General features: G+C 60.2%; 17 protein-coding genes, 1 tRNA gene and 1 other RNA gene. 11 read left to right on the forward strand and 8 right to left on the reverse strand.

Translation table 11 applies throughout. The features are described from left to right. Positions 1–221: 221 nt before the first annotated feature. Positions 222–1,685, reverse strand: coding sequence for a helix-turn-helix transcriptional regulator (locus EKH49_RS09725; RefSeq protein WP_174787673.1), 1,464 nt, complete (start codon positions 1,683–1,685; stop codon positions 222–224). Positions 1,686–1,921: 236 nt separating this feature from the next. Here EKH49_RS09725 and EKH49_RS09730 point away from each other — a divergent pair, with 236 nt between their 5' ends. Next, the gene (locus EKH49_RS09730; protein ID WP_128470692.1) at positions 1,922–2,542 is read left to right on the forward strand and encodes an AAA family ATPase; all 621 of its coding nucleotides are present in this window, start codon (positions 1,922–1,924) and stop codon (positions 2,540–2,542) included. A 9-nt stretch (positions 2,543–2,551) separates the two neighbouring features. Continuing rightward, complete coding sequence (locus EKH49_RS09735) at positions 2,552–3,154, forward strand: HutD family protein (protein ID WP_128470693.1); 603 nt, start codon at positions 2,552–2,554, stop codon at positions 3,152–3,154. Between the two features lie 335 nt (positions 3,155–3,489). Here the strand turns inward: EKH49_RS09735 and EKH49_RS16895 are convergent, their stop codons facing one another. After that, positions 3,490–3,630 (reverse strand): hypothetical protein, encoded by a 141-nt coding sequence (locus EKH49_RS16895; protein WP_236641112.1) that lies wholly within the window; start codon positions 3,628–3,630, stop codon positions 3,490–3,492. A 54-nt stretch (positions 3,631–3,684) separates the two neighbouring features. On the opposite strand from EKH49_RS16895, the gene aceA reads away from it, so the two are divergent. From aceA to EKH49_RS09750, 3 genes are all read left to right on the forward strand, one after another. Continuing rightward, complete coding sequence (gene aceA / locus EKH49_RS09740) at positions 3,685–4,998, forward strand: isocitrate lyase (RefSeq protein ID WP_038993781.1); 1,314 nt, start codon at positions 3,685–3,687, stop codon at positions 4,996–4,998. 80 nt (positions 4,999–5,078) lie between these two features. Next, entirely contained in the window at positions 5,079–6,716 is a 1,638-nt protein-coding gene (gene aceB / locus EKH49_RS09745; protein ID WP_128470694.1) for a malate synthase A, read from the forward strand. Between the two features lie 133 nt (positions 6,717–6,849). Continuing rightward, positions 6,850–7,914: an alpha/beta hydrolase gene (locus EKH49_RS09750; protein ID WP_128470695.1), complete on the forward strand. Its 1,065-nt coding sequence runs from the start codon at positions 6,850–6,852 to the stop codon at positions 7,912–7,914. 6 nt (positions 7,915–7,920) lie between these two features. On the opposite strand, the gene EKH49_RS09755 is transcribed toward EKH49_RS09750, so the two are convergent. After that, on the reverse strand, positions 7,921–8,487 hold the full coding sequence (locus EKH49_RS09755) for a histidine phosphatase family protein (RefSeq protein ID WP_128470696.1): 567 nt from the start codon (positions 8,485–8,487) through the stop codon (positions 7,921–7,923). Positions 8,488–8,674: 187 nt separating this feature from the next. Here EKH49_RS09755 and EKH49_RS09760 point away from each other — a divergent pair, with 187 nt between their 5' ends. Then, entirely contained in the window at positions 8,675–10,081 is a 1,407-nt protein-coding gene (locus tag EKH49_RS09760) for an amino acid permease (protein ID WP_128470697.1), read from the forward strand. A 62-nt stretch (positions 10,082–10,143) separates the two neighbouring features. On the opposite strand, the gene EKH49_RS09765 is transcribed toward EKH49_RS09760, so the two are convergent. Continuing rightward, the gene (locus EKH49_RS09765; RefSeq protein ID WP_236641113.1) at positions 10,144–10,866 is read right to left on the reverse strand and encodes a YoaK family protein; all 723 of its coding nucleotides are present in this window, start codon (positions 10,864–10,866) and stop codon (positions 10,144–10,146) included. A gap of 123 nt (positions 10,867–10,989) precedes the next feature. On the opposite strand from EKH49_RS09765, the gene EKH49_RS09770 reads away from it, so the two are divergent. Beyond that, positions 10,990–11,679, forward strand: a complete 690-nt coding sequence (locus tag EKH49_RS09770) for a DsbA family oxidoreductase (RefSeq protein WP_073707369.1) — start codon at positions 10,990–10,992, stop codon at positions 11,677–11,679. 4 nt (positions 11,680–11,683) lie between these two features. Here the strand turns inward: EKH49_RS09770 and EKH49_RS09775 are convergent, their stop codons facing one another. Together EKH49_RS09775 and EKH49_RS09780 are read right to left on the reverse strand one after the other, a co-directional pair. Beyond that, positions 11,684–12,307 (reverse strand): LytR C-terminal domain-containing protein, encoded by a 624-nt coding sequence (locus EKH49_RS09775; protein WP_128470698.1) that lies wholly within the window; start codon positions 12,305–12,307, stop codon positions 11,684–11,686. A gap of 78 nt (positions 12,308–12,385) precedes the next feature. Next, on the reverse strand, positions 12,386–12,688 hold the full coding sequence (locus tag EKH49_RS09780) for a type II toxin-antitoxin system VapB family antitoxin (RefSeq protein ID WP_038993786.1): 303 nt from the start codon (positions 12,686–12,688) through the stop codon (positions 12,386–12,388). A 271-nt stretch (positions 12,689–12,959) separates the two neighbouring features. On the opposite strand from EKH49_RS09780, the gene EKH49_RS09785 reads away from it, so the two are divergent. Beyond that, positions 12,960–14,000: an isopenicillin N synthase family dioxygenase gene (locus EKH49_RS09785; RefSeq protein ID WP_128470699.1), complete on the forward strand. Its 1,041-nt coding sequence runs from the start codon at positions 12,960–12,962 to the stop codon at positions 13,998–14,000. 104 nt (positions 14,001–14,104) lie between these two features. On the opposite strand, the gene EKH49_RS09790 is transcribed toward EKH49_RS09785, so the two are convergent. Then, positions 14,105–14,470: a VOC family protein gene (locus EKH49_RS09790; protein WP_128470700.1), complete on the reverse strand. Its 366-nt coding sequence runs from the start codon at positions 14,468–14,470 to the stop codon at positions 14,105–14,107. Positions 14,471–14,597: 127 nt separating this feature from the next. After that, positions 14,598–14,685: transfer RNA gene (locus EKH49_RS09795), tRNA-Ser, on the reverse strand. Positions 14,686–14,873: 188 nt separating this feature from the next. Here EKH49_RS09795 and EKH49_RS09800 point away from each other — a divergent pair. The 3 genes from EKH49_RS09800 (at position 14,874) to gluQRS (ending at position 17,550) form a co-directional block, all read left to right on the forward strand. Further along, positions 14,874–16,415, forward strand: a complete 1,542-nt coding sequence (locus tag EKH49_RS09800; protein WP_128470701.1) for an HNH endonuclease signature motif containing protein — start codon at positions 14,874–14,876, stop codon at positions 16,413–16,415. A gap of 92 nt (positions 16,416–16,507) precedes the next feature. Further along, positions 16,508–16,604, forward strand: an RNA gene (ffs, locus tag EKH49_RS09805) — signal recognition particle sRNA small type. 28 nt (positions 16,605–16,632) lie between these two features. Beyond that, entirely contained in the window at positions 16,633–17,550 is a 918-nt protein-coding gene (gluQRS, locus tag EKH49_RS09810) for a tRNA glutamyl-Q(34) synthetase GluQRS (RefSeq protein ID WP_128470702.1), read from the forward strand. The last annotated feature ends 6 nt before the right edge of the window (positions 17,551–17,556 follow it).

Consider the following 17,556-nt stretch of genomic DNA (forward strand, 5'->3'; position numbering starts at 1 on the left):
GCGGCACGGCGAGCTCGCTGCCTGAACTGGCGGTTGTCCTGTTATTTCTTTGGTTTCGAAAGGTCATTTCAGTCCAGGTTGGTGGAGCCTGGCACCCAGCGCTGGTGGTTCAGGTGCTCTTGGTCGTGCGCGCAACCGGAAACGGCCACCGGGAATCACTCGGTAATGGATTTCGGTGGCCGTGTAAGGCGTGATGAAACATCTGGGTTAGCCCAGCAGACCTAGTCGACCTGCTTTTCCAGGAATCGATAGACCTCGGTTTCATCCACGCCGGGAAAGGCACCGGTCGGCATGGCCGCCAGCAGGTGCGTATTGGCACGCGTTGCAGGCCACGCATTGCCGAACCATTGGCTGGACAGGTCGGCAGGTGGTCGGCGGCAGCAATTCTCGTCCGGGCAGGTGGACTGGCAGCGTTCCTTGGTATCCCGTCCCCGGAACCACTTCACGTGTTCAAAAGGCACGCCAATGGATAATGAATACAGCCCCGAAGAGTGGCGCTCGGTGCGTGCGGTGCACCAGAAGGTTCCATTGACGGTATCGGTGTACTGCTCGAAGGAGCGGAACTTGTCCATCTGCTCGAACACCACTCGGCTTGTCCAATAGCGGCAGATGGTCTGCCCTTCAATGGCACCGGTGTGGTCGGCCGGGAAATTCACCCGATCATTTTCATAGGCCTTGTGCAGAATGCCTGATTCGTGGACTTTCTGGAAGTGGCAGGTCATTCCCAGATGCTCGGTGGCAAGGTTGGTGAAGCGGTGGGCCGCGGACTCATAGGACACGGCGAAGGCATCGCGCAGATCCTCGACGGCCAATTCACGATTGTCTTTGGCGCGCCTCAGGTACTCCACCGTGGACTTCTCCGGCATCATCAATGCCGCTGCAAAATAATTGGTCGCCACGCGCTGCGAGAGGAAATCGAAATAATCGGTTGGCGGCTTATGCCCCAATACATGATGCCCTAGCGCCTGCAACAGCACAGAGCGGGGATCATGTTCCGAGCGGTTGGTCTGGGTCAGGTAGATGCGCTTGTTCTTCTGATCAGTCACCGAACGCGTGGAATGCGGAAGATTGCCCACGAAGCGCAGGCTGAATCCCAGATGCTCGGCAATATCCGCTGCTCGATGATGCGAGAGCGGGCCTGCATCGTGCCCGACTGCCGCGAGGACCTTGGCGGCTTCCTGCTCAATGTCCTTGTAGTAGTTATTGCGCTGGCGCATCTCATGGCGCAACGCTGTATTGGCCCGCCGCGCTTCCTCAGGGGTAGCGGCCTGCTCATTCAAACGGCGTTCCAATTCATTCTGCAAACCCACCAACGACTCGAGAACATCCATCGGCAGGCGTGCGCCAACGCGCACAGTCGGCAATCCCAAGGAAGCGTACAAGGGGCCGCGCTGGGCACGTTCCAATTCGATCTCCAAGGCAGCGCGTCGCGATGGCGGTTCGGTCCCCAGAAGATCATCGACGCCGACTCCCAAAGCGCCTGCCAAGGATTTGAGCAAAGAGAGCTTCGGTTCGCGCTTTCCGTTTTCAATCAACGACAGTTGGCTCGGCGCGGTATCGACCAGGGCCGAAACATCATCCAAGGTCAGTTGCTTGCTTTTGCGCAGAAAACGGATTCTCCGGCCTAGGGCGATGGAGTCGAGTTCCGTATCTTCGCTGCCAGCGTCGTTGCCCGCTGAGTTCACTGAGCGATTCCATGTGGTTGCAGTCACATATCAAGATTAGGCCAAGAACCAGGAAATTTTCCAGATCTTCCTGCTTTTGACGGTAATTCTTTGACCCATCCTGAGTTCGCCATCAAAACTTTCCAGTTCTTCTTTCATGCCGGGACGAGCTTCTCTCATCAAACACACAGCCGTTCTGCGGAATCATCGTTGCCGCACACACGTTGAAACTTCAAAGACGCTTTCCGAGGAGCAGCATGCACGCAATTTCCACCAGCCCGCTACCCGTCACGAGCCCTGCCCACGACCCACCCCAAACATTGGTCATCGTCGGAACGGATGGCGCAGGCAAGAGCACCAGCATCGATGCCCTGGTGCATCAGTTGCGCAACGAACGCATTCAAGCACGCAAGCTCGCAAACGTCGCCGCCCGAAGCTGGCTGACCAAATTCTCCCGCGCGGCGGGAATCGCCTTCCCGACGTTCACCCAGGATTTCCTCGAAACGTCCATCCGCTGCTTCAACCTTGCACGCAACACGTTCATTGCCGCGCATTCCCCCGGGCTCAGCGTGATGGACCGCCACCTTTATTGCCAGCTGGTGCTGCGGCGCCTGAGTGGACATCCTGACGGATTGCTCCTGCCCTGGCTTGCCCGGAAAAGTACCGAGGAGGCGAGAATTGTCCTGCTCGATGTGGATCCCCACCTTGCCTTCAAGCGAATCAATACCCGCGGCACAGATGAAGAAAGCTTGGAGTACCTTGAAGCGAGCCGAGCTGAATACCTCCGCCTGGCGCAACATCATGGCTGGATCATCCTTGATGCCTCGATACCCACACCTCAATTGGTTGAACAGCTTCGCATGATCGCCGGCAAGTAGACTCATCCTATGAGCGAAGCACAGGCATCTCTAGCACCAGGTTCCATCCTCGAATTGGCGCAGAGCACCAAGAAGCAGTGGGAGCTGGGCCAGGTCCGGCTCATTGCCAGCGGCACCTTGGCGCAGGACGGAACTTTGCAGCCCAGCAGCCTGCACGAAGCCACCTGGCAGCTGTCGGTTCGTTCCATAGAGAAAGCCGCAAGCTTCACGCCGGCGCTTTCGGCTCAAGTATTCACCTTGATCGCCGGCGACTTCGCGCAACTGGAAGTTGATGGGCACCAGCACGGACTGGAACCGCTGCGCCCCCTGAAGTTCGACACCGGCAATCCCGTCGAGGGGAGCCAGCCCACCGAGGAATTGCTCATCGTCCACGTGGCTGCCGAACCGGCGCAGGTGCGGGCCACCGTTCGCATTGTGGAACTGTCCAAGAAGCGCGAGCAGTACCTCTTTGACGGGCAGCTGGGCATCATGGTTCAAGGTTCTGCCAAGCTCTTGCTCGGCGACAACGAACGGCAGCTGAATCTGCGCGACACCGTCGTAGGCTCCGATGCCGCTGAACCACGCATCTCTGGCCGCGGTTTCATGGCCGTAGCCTCTTTCGACCAGCCTTAGCCTAATCCGGCGATCGCATCCGTTTTCGCAAGATCCGTAGATCTTCGCGCCCCGCCATTCGCAGTTCCGGCCAGCAATGCCTGGGCATAACAGCAATCCCGGTCGTTCACCGGGCAGCGACCGCGACCCGTCCGAAACTCGGACATTTCACGTTTCCTGGCTCGTTCCACGGCGACCTAATGGGCGAGCCAGCACCGGCGGATTACCGGAAATGCCAGCTCACCGGCGATTCGTGGGCTTCTGCGAAGGTCCGTTTTGAGAGGCCCTTCACCCTTCAGCTGCCCGAGGTTTGAGTTAAATTTCATTCTTCTTCGCAGCCAAATCGGTCACTTTCACTAATTTTCCATGTTCTGGCTCACAAGCACCGCAAGAACCCAAAAATTTTCATTTTCGCGAAGAACCGCAAATCTTAATTCAAAAAACCTCTGGTGAACCCCTTGCCCCTGCGGAAAAGTAGTTGCCACGAAGAAGTTCACAAGATCACCTTCCGATCAACATGAACCCGCAGCTTGTGCGAAGGAGCCAAGGCAATGACTACCGAGAACACCAACGAAACCTCGATCGACAACCGCATCGCAGCCATCGAAACCGACTGGGAAAACAACCCCCGCTGGGCCGGCGTCACCCGCGATTACAGCGCCGCAGACGTTGTAAAGCTCCAGGGCCGGGTCCAGGAAGAGCACACCCTGGCCAAGCGCGGATCCGAGAAGCTGTGGAAGCAGCTCACCGAGGAAACCCCTACCGGCGGCTACACCAACGCATTGGGCGCACTGACCGGCAACCAGGCAGTGCAGCAGGTCAAAGCCGGCCTGCGAGCCATCTATCTTTCGGGCTGGCAGGTGGCAGCAGATGCCAACCTCTCGGGCCAGACCTACCCGGACCAGTCGCTGTACCCGGCGAACTCGGTGCCGCAGGTTGTCCGCCGCATCAACAACGCCTTGCAGCGTGCCGACCAGATCGAATTCTCCGAAGGCATCCAGACCGTCGAGGACTGGATGGTCCCGATCGTCGCCGACGCGGAAGCCGGCTTCGGCGGCCCGCTGAACGCCTACGAGCTGATGAAATCCATGATCACCGCCGGCGCCTCGGGCGTCCACTGGGAAGACCAGCTGGCATCCGAAAAGAAGTGCGGCCACCTCGGCGGCAAGGTGCTGATCCCGACCCAGCAGCACATCCGCACCCTGAACGCGGCCCGCCTGGCTGCCGATGTGGCTGGCACCCCTTCGGTGGTCATCGCCCGCACCGACGCCGAAGCGGCAACGCTGATCACCTCGGATGTCGACGAGCGCGACCAGGAATTCATCACCGGCGAGCGCACCCCCGAAGGCTTCTACAAGGTCCGCAACGGCATCGAGCCATGCATCGCCCGCGCCAAGGCCTACGCACCGTATTCGGATCTGATCTGGATGGAAACCGGCACCCCTGACCTGGAGCTGGCCCGCAAGTTCGCCGAAGCGGTCAAGAAGGACTTCCCGGACCAGATGCTTTCCTACAACTGCTCGCCATCGTTCAACTGGAAGAAGCACCTGGACGACGCAACCATCGCCAAGTTCCAGCGCGAACTCGGTGCCATGGGCTTCAGCTTCCAGTTCATCACCCTGGCCGGCTTCCACGCCTTGAACCACTCGATGTTCGACCTGGCCCAGGGCTACGCGAAGGACGGCATGAGCGCCTATGTCGAGCTGCAGGAACGCGAATTCGCCTCCGAGGCCGCCGGCTACACCGCCACCAAGCACCAGCGCGAAGTCGGCACCGGCTACTTCGATGCAATCTCCACGGCGCTGAATCCCAACGCCTCCACCCTGGCCCTAGTGGGATCCACCGAAGAAGGCCAATTCCATTAGACCCTGATGGGTCGATGGTGCTAGCCGGCAAAGGCGCCGGCTAGCACCAACACCATTTACAAGTTTTTAAGGACGCTGCCATGAACTCCCCCATCACCCTGAACAACATCACCATTACCGCTACCCCCGTTCGCTACCAGGAGCAGATCCTGACCAGCGAAGCCCTGGACTTCCTTTCGGCCCTGCACACCGCATTCGAACCGCGCCGTGCCGAACTGATGCAGCGCCGCCAGGTCAACCGGGCCCGCATTGCCAACGGCCGCGATCCGAAATTCCTGGACGAGACCCGCGCAATCCGCGATGATGAATCATGGCAGGTGGCCCCGATTGCACCGGGGCTGGAAGACCGCCGGGTGGAAATCACCGGCCCGATCGAACGCAAGATGGCCATCAACGCGCTGAACTCCGGCGCCAAGGTCTGGCTGGCCGACATGGAGGACGCATCCTCGCCGACCTGGCAAAACGTGATCAAGAACCAGGTCAACCTGATCCGCGTGCTGGATCAGGAACTGGACTTCACCGCACCTGATGGCCGCGAGTACAAGCTGAACACCTACGACTTGAAGCAGCTGCCGACCATCGTGGTCCGCCCTCGCGGCTGGCACCTGCCGGAGAAGCACCTGCTGGTTGCCGGCACCCCGATGTCCGGTGCGCTGGTGGACTTCGGACTGCACTTCTTCCACAACGCCAAGCGCCTGCTGGCCGCCGGACGCGGTCCGTACTACTACCTGCCGAAGCTGGAGAACCACCTGGAGGCGCGGTTGTGGAACGACGTGTTCAACCTGGCCCAGGACCTGATGGATATCGATCGCGGCACCATCCGTGCCACCGTGCTGATCGAGACCATCACCGCAGCCTTCGAGATGGAGGAAATCCTCTACGAGCTGCGCGAGCACTCCTCGGGGCTGAATGCAGGACGCTGGGACTACATCTTCTCGATCATCAAGAACTTCCGTTCCCGCGGACCGCGCTTCGTCTTCCCGGATCGCGACACCGTCACCATGACCGCACCGTTCATGCGGGCCTACACCGAGCAGCTGGTGCGTGCATGCCACCGCCGCGGCGCTTCGGCCATTGGCGGGATGAGCGCTTTCGTTCCGAACCGCAAGGATGCCTCGATCAACGAGATGGCCTTCGGAAAGGTCCGCGAGGACAAGGCCCGCGAAGCCGCTGACGGCTTCGACGGCTCCTGGGTGGCCCATCCGGACCTGGTGCCGGTGGCCCGCGAGGTGTACGACGAGGTGCTGGGCGAGAACCCCAACCAGTTGCAGCGCACCCGCGAAGATGTGGAGGTGTCGGGTGCTGCCCTGCTGAACGTGGAAAGCGTGACCGGCAAGATCACCGAACGCGGCATCCGCGACAACATCGAGATCGGCATCCGCTACATCGAGTCCTGGCTGCGCGGCAATGGCGCGGTGGCCCTGCGCAACCTGATGGAAGATGCCGCCACCGCCGAAATCTCCCGTTCGCAGCTGTGGCAATGGATCCACCAGTCGGCAATCACCGACGAGGGCGAGATCATCACCCGCCGCTGGGTGCAGGAACTGACGGAGGAAACCATGGATTCCCTGGAGCGCTTCGAAGGCGACCGTTTCGAGGAAGCCATGGAGATCTTCGAGGCTTGCGCACTGCGCGACGACTTCCCGACCTTCCTGACCAAGAACGCCTACCTGCGCTACCTGGACGCACCAGCGCGCACCTTGGAAATGGCAGGCTAGGCAACCGCCAGACCTGGCCGGCAAGAAACAGTCGTCCCTGAACACCGGCCGCGTCAAACGGCATTCATCAGTTGGTAGCCACTCCAACGGGTGAATGCCGTTTTTCGTGCGCAAAAGTGGATACGCTTTACCCATGGCCTTCCAGTTCAAGAATCCGGCCGAGGACCTGTGGCAGCCGGACCTGCTTGGCGAGGATTTCTCGCAACGGCCGCTGCCGCTGTCCGACGGTTCCACCGCCACGCTGGTCAGGCACCGTCCGCGCAGATCGCTGCGCTGGCCTCCGCCACTGCGCGGAATCGCGGTGCTTTATGTGCATGGCTGGTCCGACTACTTCTTCCAGTCCGAGCTGGCCCGATTCCTCTCCGAAGCCGGCGCGGATTTCTACGCCCTGGACCTGCGCCACTACGGACGGAATCTGCCGGTGGACGGGGCCAGCGGCATCGCCGAGCAGAGCGGCCCCGGCTTCACCACCGACCTGGAAGAGTACTTCGAGGAGTTCGACGCGGCCCACAGGATCATATCCAGCGCGCATCCGGGAACCCGCTTTGTCTTGCTCGCCCATTCCACCGGCGGGCTCAGCGCGTCGCTGTATGCAGCGGCCAACCCGCAGAAGGTCGATGCGCTGGCGTTGAACAGCCCGTGGCTGGAATTCCAGGCCAGCGAGATCGGGCGCACCGCGTTGGCCCGGATCGTCCAGGCTGCCAGCAACCGCAACCCGCACCGCCTGCTGCCCACCGTGGACCCCGGGTTCTACACCCGCACGGTCTCCAGCCAGTTCTCCGGGGAGTGGGACTACGATTTGGGCTGGCGTCCGGCCAACGGCTTCAAGCTCACCGCGGGTTTCATTTCTGCGGTCTTCACTGCGCAAGCCAAGGTGAAGAAGGGGTTGGACCTGCAAATGCCCACGCTGGTGATGCTCTCGGCGGAGGACTACCTGCTGCCCCGCTGGCATGACACCGCTACCCGCGCCGATGTGGCCCTGAATGTGCAGGTCGTCGCCCAGCGCAGCATCGACCTGGGCCGGGAACTGCATCTGGTGCGCCTGCCCGGAGCGCTGCACGACGTGTTCCTCTCGTCGCCGAAGATCCGTTCCAAGGCCTACATGGCGCTGGGTTCATGGCTGGCGGTGGTCAAGAACCGCCAACGGGATTCGCAGCTGGCCGCCACGATCCGCCGGATCCTTCCTCCCGGCAGCTAGCAAGGCCTAGCCGGCAACCTGGTTGGGCACCTGGTCATTGACCAGTTCCAGCTGCCAGTCCCCGGCCTCGTTGCCGATGACCGCTACCGAGCCATTGCGGATGGTGTCCAGCTTGTAGCCGGCGAAGTGCGAGAGCGTGTAGCGGATGATGGTGCCGTGGCAGATCACCGCGACGTTCTTGCCCGGGTAGTCTGCGGCAATCTGCTCGATGGCGCGCAATCCGCGCTCGACCACCGAATCCAGCGGCTCGATTCCGCCGCCGTGCTTATCCGGCCACAGGGCCAGGGCCTCGGTTTCCACCATGCCCTCGCCCTGCGCGTAGTCGCGCTCGATCAGCAGGTCATAGCTCGGGCCCAATTCAAGGCCCAGCCCGTCGGCGATGATCTGCGCGGTCTCGCGCGCACGGGACAGCGGCGAGGAGACGATGGCATCCCACTGCCCGGGTTCCAGCACGGAGACGGCCTCGCGGGCCTGGGCGCGACCGGTGTCGTTCAAGGGGATGTCGCTGGAACCCTGCAAGCGGCCCTCGAGATTCCATTGCGTCTGTCCGTGGCGGACGAATCCAAGTTTCATGAGCCCCATTCTTCCACCCGGTCCAGTGGCCCGTGAACTGGCTGGTGGCAAAGCTCACGATAGATCTGCAACACTTAAGTGCGTCAAAATTCCTTGGAACACATAAGATTTTCACGGCTGCGCCCTGCCATTTGCGCGGGCCCGCCCCCATCGAACGCACCCCTTAAAAGATCCGAGCATTACTATCGTGAACGAAATAAAGGCGTCTCTCGCCCGCGGGCTGACTGCCCGCCACATCCGCTTCATGGCCCTCGGCTCAGCTATCGGAACGGGCCTTTTCTACGGCTCCTCTTCTGCCATCCAGGCTGCTGGCCCTGCCGTTCTCTTCGCGTACATGGTTGGCGGCGCTACCGTTTTCATCGTCATGCGCGCCATGGGCGAGATGGCTGTCAAGCATCCGGTGTCCGGATCCTTCGCTCACTACGCTTCGCGCTACCTTGGCCGCTTCGCAGGCTTCGTCACCGGGTGGACCTTCGCCTTCGAGATGGCCATTGTCGCGATTGCTGACGTCACCGCGTTCGGCATCTACATGGGATTCTGGTTCCCGCAGGTCGCGCAGTGGATCTGGGTTCTGGCCATTGTCTTGCTGATCGCCGCGATCAACCTGATGAAGGTGAAGGTCTTCGGCGAAACCGAATTCTGGCTGGCCATCGTCAAGGTGACCGCGATTATCGCGATGATCGTTGGCGGCGCGGCGCTGATCATCTTCGGCTTCAATTCCCCGCAGACCGAAACCGCTACCGGCATCGCTACCCTGATGAGCGCCGGCACCCTGTTCCCCAATGGCTTCGTGGGCCTGCTGCTGTCCTTCTCCGTGGTGATGTTCGCCTTCGGCGGCATTGAAACCATCGGCATCACCGCCGGCGAGGCTGATGATCCGGCCAAGTCGGTTCCGGCGGCCATCAACACCGTGCCGTGGCGCATCCTGCTCTTCTACGTAGCTTCGCTGGCAGTTGTCATGATGCTTTTCGACTGGCGCCAGATCGACGGCTCGGCATCGCCATTCGTGCAGATTTTCGACGGACTGGGCATCCCGGCCGCCGCCCACGTGCTCAATGCCGTGGTGATCACCGCGGCCGTCTCGGCGATCAACGCCGATACCTTTGGCGCTGGACGCATGCTCTTCGCCATGTCCGAAATCGGCCACGCCCCGAAGTCGTTCGGCCGGATTTCCCGCAACGGCGTGCCGTGGATGACGGTCGTCATCATGGCCATCGTGCTGCTGGTCGGCGTGGTGCTCAACGCCCTGCTGCCCGAAGCGCTCTTCACCATCATCGCTTCCATCGCAACCTTCGCCACCGTCTGGGTGTGGATCATGATCCTGACCTCGTACCTGTCGATGCGGCGCAAGGAAGCCTCTGCGGGCCGCGGACCGGATGTAGCCCGCGAATATGCTGTGCCAGGCGGCACCACAGCCGCATGGATCGCATTGGTCTTCATGGTCTTCGTCGTTGTGCTCCTGGCCCTGAGCCCGGCTACACGCGTAGCCCTGTACACCGGTATCGCCTGGCTCATGCTCCTGGCCGTGCTTTTCAAGCTGCTGGTTCGCCCAGCCGCGCCGGTCAAGCAGGACAGCGACTCACTACTGGGCTAACCACCGAGTAATAAAATATGCTTGGCTTCGCATATAGCGAAGCCAAGCATATTTTTTTCTTCTTACTCGATCTCGGTCAGGGATCCGTTCCGCGGTCCCGGGGAAGCATCCCGGCCTTTGGAAATGCGTAGCTCCTGGATTAGCGCCAGGCTGGCCCAAGCAAGCATGCCGCCGGCAACGATCCACAAGCTGCCTAGGCCCAGCCGGAGATAGGCCAGGACGCCACCCAGGGAACCCACGGTGATCATCAGCCACAGCAATGCGTAACGCATCCAGAGCAGACGGTAGCCGCCACGATCCGATCCGGTGGCCAACCCGATGATTGCTCCGCCCAACGCCTGGCCGAGCTTGACCAATGTTCCGGTCATATATGTCAGGCCCAAGGCAACCTCGCCCGAACGGGTGTAGGAAACATTCACCGCACCCATGGCGGCGGCCAGCAGCAGCGCCGCCAGCTGCGGCAGGGCCTGCCCTGAAATGGCCGCAGCGAGCAGCAGTACCGCACTGAAGTACATGGCCACTGGCCGGCGCAGCTTCTCCAGCCGGAGTGTCAGCAGGGTTGCGAGGATGACGCCGCCAACGAAGCAGCCGACCAGTGACATGGCCAGGGCCCATCCGGCAAAATCTCCTGTCATCAGAGCTGCGGAGGAACGGGTGGAGTTGCCTGACATGAATGACAGGAAGTAGCCGCCGAAGTGCACGAATCCGACACCATCGACGAACCCTGCCATCGCCGTAATCGTCCCGGCGAAAAGGATCCCCCGCCATCGAAGATTCTTTGCCACCTGTCTCGCTTTCTCTCGCCATCGCCGTTGTCCCCATTCTGCAGGAGCCCTCCCATTATCTCTAGCCGGAGTCGGCAACCACGGATGCGGAATTCCCGGGGAGCAAAAGTTGTTACCTCAAGCATGAGTGAAAATACTGCTGCCCCTTCCCTGGAAGAAAAGCGCATCCGCGTCGATATCTTCTCCGACATTGCCTGCCCATGGTGCTTCATCGGCAAGCGCCGCTTCGAGCGGGGCGTCGAAGCGTTCGAATACTCCCAGAACGTGGACGTCTACTGGCATTCGTACCAGCTGGATCCAAGCCTGCCAGAGAACTATGACGGCAGCGAAGCCGAATACCTCTCCAAGATGAAGGGCTTGGGCCAGGAACAGGTGTCCCAGATGCTTGATCATGTCACCGCCCAGGCAGCTGGCGAAGGCCTGGACTACGACTTCGCCAATCTGAAGGTCGCTAATTCCTTCACCGCGCTTCGAGTTCTGGAATATGCCAAGCAGCATGGCGCTGGAAGCGAAATGAAGGAAGCGCTGCTTTCTGCGCACTTCGAAAAAGGCCTGGATACCGGGGATGAAGAAACCCTGCTACAGCTGGCCGGATCGCTAGGCTTGGATACTGGCGAACTCCGCGCAGATCTGGCTTCCGGCGCCTATGCCGAAGAAGTCAACGCAGATATCGCCCAGGCCCGTGAGCTGGGAATCAGCGGAGTCCCCTTCTTCATCATCGATGGGAAGTACGGCATTTCCGGCGCGCAGCCAGCCGAGGTCTTTGCCAACGCCCTGACCCAGGTCCACTCCGGAAACGTGCAGACCCGGTAGCGGGCTATTTAGCGCAGACGAGCTTGCCATCCGAAGTATCGAGCTTGCGTTCTTTTACGAGGCCTTCGAACTTCTCCCCCAGCGCCAGGTCCACCCGGCTTCCCCACTTCGTCTCGTCGTAGATGAAGACGATGCCGGGGATCTGGCGCTGCACGGTGAATGCCTGGGCATAGCCATCAGGTCCGGCAATGACTGCACCGGCGGTACCGGAGAGCGATTTCCACCCGGAAGTCAGCGAAGAAATCTTGAAGCCGCGCTTTTCCAGTGCCTTGGCGGTGTCACCGGCAAGCCCTGGAATGCTGGTCGTATTCAGCACGCGTATTTCTACTTCTGCAGGCGTCTGGTACTTGAAGTCGATGGCCGGGCAGTTTGGATTCTCGATTTCTGCTTCGCTTGGCCCCGGGCTCTCAACTGCGGCGGGTTCGGCACCCAATTTGATCGTTCCATTGAAAACCAGCACGGCGCCGACCAGTATCGCGATCACCAGCAGGGCCATCACGGAGAAAACAATATTCTGGCGTCTGCGGGCACGCTTCTTCGCTTGTCCATCCGAGCTGAAACTCAATTCCTGCTCGTCGACAATATGCGCACCGTGCCATTGCCCCGGATCATCGCGATCACGCATCATTCCACCTTGCTCTGGTCAGCCTTCGGCAGCCGCTGCCCTGAAGGATACCTCATCGTCATCCTCGTGGCGCTAGCTTATCTAACTGGCGTCCAGATCCAATACGCGCGCGTGTATTACGGAGCGATGATGAAGCGCCGAACGCAGCGCACGGTGCATCCCGTCTTCCAGATACAACACGCCCCGATAGCGCACCACGTGCGGGAACAAGTCGCCGTAGAAGGTGGAATCCTCGGAGAGCAATGTTTCAAGATCCAGGGTCGCTTTGGTGGTGACCAGATCGGCCAACTTCACCTGCTGAGGGGGAAGGCCGCTCCAATCACGCGTCGACGAATAGCCGTGGTCTGGGTATGGCCGGCCCTCACCGACCGCTCGAAAAATCACTATTCAAGCATACGGACAAACTCTTGCGAGCCCCATATTTCCAGATCAGTGAGGGGTTCGCGGTTGCCGGAGATACCGGTTCCGAAGACGGTGCGGGCTGGCCGCCAGCACCCGGGCTCGGCCCCCGAATGCCGGGGGCATAATACAAGTGAATGCGAATAGTCGGGCACGCAATGGGAAAAAGCAAGGATTGTTACGCTGCGGGAAATGTGGGGGAACCGGGCGTAACTTTAGCTAGTAACAATCGCGTCATAAGGTGCACTCTAGGTTTATGAATAACGTCGTCACCGAGATCCCACTGCTCGATATTTCTACCGCGCGCAATGCTGACGGCTCCTTCAACGAGGAATTCGTAACCGCGCTTCGCGATGCCGCACACCGCGTCGGGTTCTTCCAGATCGTCGGCTACGGCGCGTACGCCGGCCAGGACCAGGAGCTGCTTGACACCATCGCAGAATTCTTCCGCAAGCCGGTCGAGCAGAAGGTCAAGCTCGATAACCGCAACAGCGCCCAGTTCCGCGGCTACACCCGCATGGGCACGGAAATCACCCGCGGCCGCGCCGACGCCCGCGAGCAGATTGACTACGGACCGGAACGCGAGACCCTGAGCGTCGTTCCCGAGGACAAGCCGTACTTGAACCTGCAGGGCCCTAACCAGTTCCCAGCAGACTTCCCCCAGCTCGAAGAGCGCGCCATGGCGTGGGCCGAACTGATGAACAAGACCGGCCACGAGCTGCTTTCGGCCATCGCCGTAGGCCTGGGCCTGCCCGAAGACCACTTCGATGAGCCATTCGCCGATACCCCGTCATGGATGGGCAAGCTGGTGCACTACGTTTCGGGCGACGTTGTCCCTGAGTCGGGCAACCAGGGCGTTGGCCTGCACGCGGACTACGGCTTCGTCACCCTGCTGCTGCAGGACCAGGTTGGAGGCCTGCAGGTGCAGCCTTACGGCCAGGAAGAGTGGATCGAGGTGCCGCCTACCCCAGGTGCACTGGTAGTGAACCTCGGGGAAATGCTTGAAGTGGCCACCAATGGCTACCTGATGGCCACCATCCACCGCGTCATTGCTCCTCCAGCTGGTGTAGACCGCTACTCTGTGCCGTTCTTCTACTCCCCTCGCCTGGATGCAGTGATCGACAAGGTCGAGCTGCCAGCCGACCTGGCTGCCGACGCCCGTGGCGTTTCCGATGATCCAGAGAATCCAATGCTGGCTTCCTATGGCGCAAACGTGCTCAAGGGCTGGCTGCGAGCCCACCCGCAGACCGCGGCCATCCACTACCCGGAGCTGGCCAGAGGGCGCAAGAGCGCCTAGGCATTGAGCTCCTGCGGGGATCAGGAGCCCAACCGCGAATCCTGTTGGCGTCGAGCCGGTGAGAAATTGCCGGCCCGGCGCCACATGTCATTAAAGCGGCTTGCTCATTCAAGGCTTGAAAGCACGCAGAATTCATTTCCCTCAGGATCAGCCATCACGATCCAGCTCTCGTCCTCTTGCTGGCCCACTTCGGCATAGCTGGCCCCTAAGGCAAGGAGACGGTCGACTTCTTCTTGCTGGCTGGAGCCTTGAGGACGCAGATCCAGATGGAGGCGATTCTTGACGCTCTTGGCTTCAGGCACTTGAGCGAACGTCAGCTTCAACCCGCGCTCGCCTTGGGCTTCGGATCCAATGCTGACCAATCCGGCTTCTTCTTCCAGCACCTCGAAGTCCAGTGCTTCGCACCAGAACCTGGCCACCAGCATCGGGGTGGCGCAGTCGACAGCGATTTCGCTCAATACACTTGCCATAGTCTTACCTTGTCGAAAGATTGCTGAACAGTTGCCACGGATACTACCCCTCAGATTCGGGCAATGCCGGCAAGCAAAAAAATAATGTCTCGGGACATCGTTCGTACGATGTCCCGAGACATTACATTGGCGGAGGATAGGGGATTTGAACCCCTGAGGGCGTTAACCCAACACGCGTTCCAGGCGTGCGCCATAGGCCGCTAGGCGAATCCTCCTCAGTTTGCTCCGAGGAGCAGGATCCAGCATATCTAAATTCTCGCTCAATCACGAATCGAGCACTCCCCCGACGATCCCCGGCGCATCTCCAAGGTGCCAAACCCCTGAAATTCGGCGGTTTTTCACCTTTTCACCACCTCGGTTCTTTCTTTGAAAACCGCAGTTTGAACAAATCAATACTGTAAGCATGAGTAAAAGAGAGGCATTTCACAGCCAAGATGATCCTCGGCGGCTGCCCATTAGCCCTCCGGGGACAAGGCGCATCCCCGGAATTGACGGGCTTTGGGCAGCGAACCTGGATAAGGACAATCTCTTTACCCAGATTGCCGCCACCGCCACACACCTTTACGAGCAAACACCGGTCTCAAGTTCCGCCCAGGGGCTGGAACGGCTGAAGGCGATTGCACGGTTGCACAGCATGCTCGATGCTGCCGAGGCAGCAGTATTGGCCGATAGCTACGAATATTTGGTTGCCGAGACAGTCAGCCAGGGGTCCCAAGAATCTCTGCTGGATGACCCTGGGGAAATTGAAGAGCCCGTTGAAGATCAATCCGCATATTTCTACGGTGTCAATCGTTCCGATGAATCGCTGATCCGTTCATCTTTTGTCGCCGAGGCAGCGGTGGCCCTGCGATCCTCAGAAAGGAAAGTCCAGGACAAGTTATTCTTTGCCGAAGGGCTGCGCCATCTTTGCCCAGATATCTTGGACTCGCTGAGCGTCGGCGAGATCACGACTAGATCCGCGCAAGAGATCGTCAAGCACTCCCAGGATCTAGCACCCGAGGATGTGCAGCTGATGCAGCAAACCTTGCTGCCGATAGCTCGGCAGGCCACCGACTCCGCAGTTGCCCAACGCGCTCGGAAAATGCGTGATCGCCTGCACCCGAAGCCGATCGAGGAACGCCACAAGAAAAGTGCAGAGGACCGCAAGGTCATCTATTGGCATGAGGCCAATGGCATGAGCGTTATCCAACTGCACTTGCCAGCAGAAAAAGCGTTGGCCATCATCAATACGGTCAATTGGCATGCAGTACGCAATGCTGATCCAGAGGATCATCGGACCGAACAGCAACGACGGCTGGATATTATTTGCGATGCCTTGCTCGATGGCTGGCCGGCAACCGAAGGCACCCCGCTGAAAGCTCGTGTGGCTGTCACGATTCCTGCCCTGGAAATGCTGGCGGATCCCAAACGCGCACTGGCGGATCTCGAAGGCTACGGACCCATCCCCGTGGGGACGGCACTGCTGATTGCCAAGGATGCCCCGTCCTTCATCAAGGTGCTCACCGATCCATGGTCCGGGGCGGCCATAGACGTTGGCCGTGAAAAGTACCGTCCGTCGAAGGCGCTGCGTGATCTGCTGCGGAGCCGGGATGTGGTTTGCAGATTCCCAGGATGCAATCGGCCAGCCGAATCATCTGAGATAGACCATATCGATGCCTGGGCCCAGGGCGGGCATACCACCCGGAGCAACACTCATCTATTGTGCAAGCGGCATCAGATGTTCAAGCATGTGCTGGGGTGGCAGGCGACATACCTTCCGGACGGTTCGGTGAACTGGCGCTCCCCCAACGGCATGATCTGCGTTGAGCTTCCCGGCAGCGTCACCAGCGTGCAGAACTTCGATTTCGAGAAAGAGCAAACGCCCATGCTGCCAACCATCGAACTCAATGACCGTGTTCGCCGCGTGCTTGGCTGGCTAGAACCGCCTGAAGAAAGCACCGCCTGAGAACTAACAGCAATCCTGCTCAGGATTGGCCAGTTGAGATCAAGCGCACGCCTGCCGATTTTATCCAAGCGCCAACCTCAGGTAGTATTTTGGGTGACCCCTCGTGTGGTGTCATCCTGTTGAACTCCCCCAGGACCGGAAGGTAGCAAGGGTAGATGGGCTCTGGCAGGTGCATGAGGGGTCTTTTACTTTCTTACGCAAGCCGAATGGAGTCCACGTGGGCGCTGGCCGTTTCGCCCCTAGCCCTTCGGGGCCGCTCCATCTTGGCAATTTGCGCACGGCAATTCTCGCCTGGCTTTTCGCCCGCTCCACGCAACGCGAATTCCTGTTGCGCATTGAGGACCTGGACCGTGTTCGTTCCGGCGCCGAAGCCACCCAGATTGCCGAGCTAGCGTCCTTGGGCATTGACTTCGACGGTGACATGCTCCGCCAGTCCGACCGCCTTCCGATATATCTTGAAGCCGTTGAGCAGCTCAAAGCGCGCGGTCTGGTCTACGAATGCTACTGCTCGCGCAAGGATATCGCCGAAGCCGGAAGCGCTCCGCATGCTGCGCCCGGTGCCTACCCGGGAACCTGCCGCAATCTGAGCGCCAGCGAACGCTCGGCCAAAGCGCAGAACCGTCCGGCCGCCTTGCGTCTCCGCTCAGAAGTGAACGAATTTTCTGTTCACGATGAACTATTCGGCGATTACACCGGCGCGGTTGATGATTTTGTCCTGGTGCGCAACGACGGCGCACCAGCCTACAATCTTGCGGTGGTCGTCGATGATGCTTTCTCAAGCATCGACCAGGTCGTACGCGGAGATGATTTGCTCTCTTCCGCGCCACGTCAGGCCTATCTGGCAACGCTTCTGGGCCACCCAATCCCCTCCTATGTACACGTCCCGCTTGCACTGAATGCCAAAGGCCAGCGCCTGGCCAAGCGCGATGGCGCGGTAACACTCGAAGAGATCACCGAACAAGGTGTGCATCCAGCCAACGTTGTGGCGGTTTTGCTAGAGTCATTGGGCTTGCCCAGCACAAGTTTGCAGGCAGCCTTGGAAGCTTTCGATCCGGCGAATCTGCCACGCGAGCCGTGGATCGTCGAACCAGAGAATATTGTCCAACAGCTGATGCCCAGGGCATCAGGAAACTGATAGGGA

Source organism: Glutamicibacter sp. HZAU (assembly GCF_004100365.1).
GTDB classification, from domain to species: Bacteria; Actinomycetota; Actinomycetes; order Actinomycetales; family Micrococcaceae; genus Glutamicibacter; species Glutamicibacter nicotianae.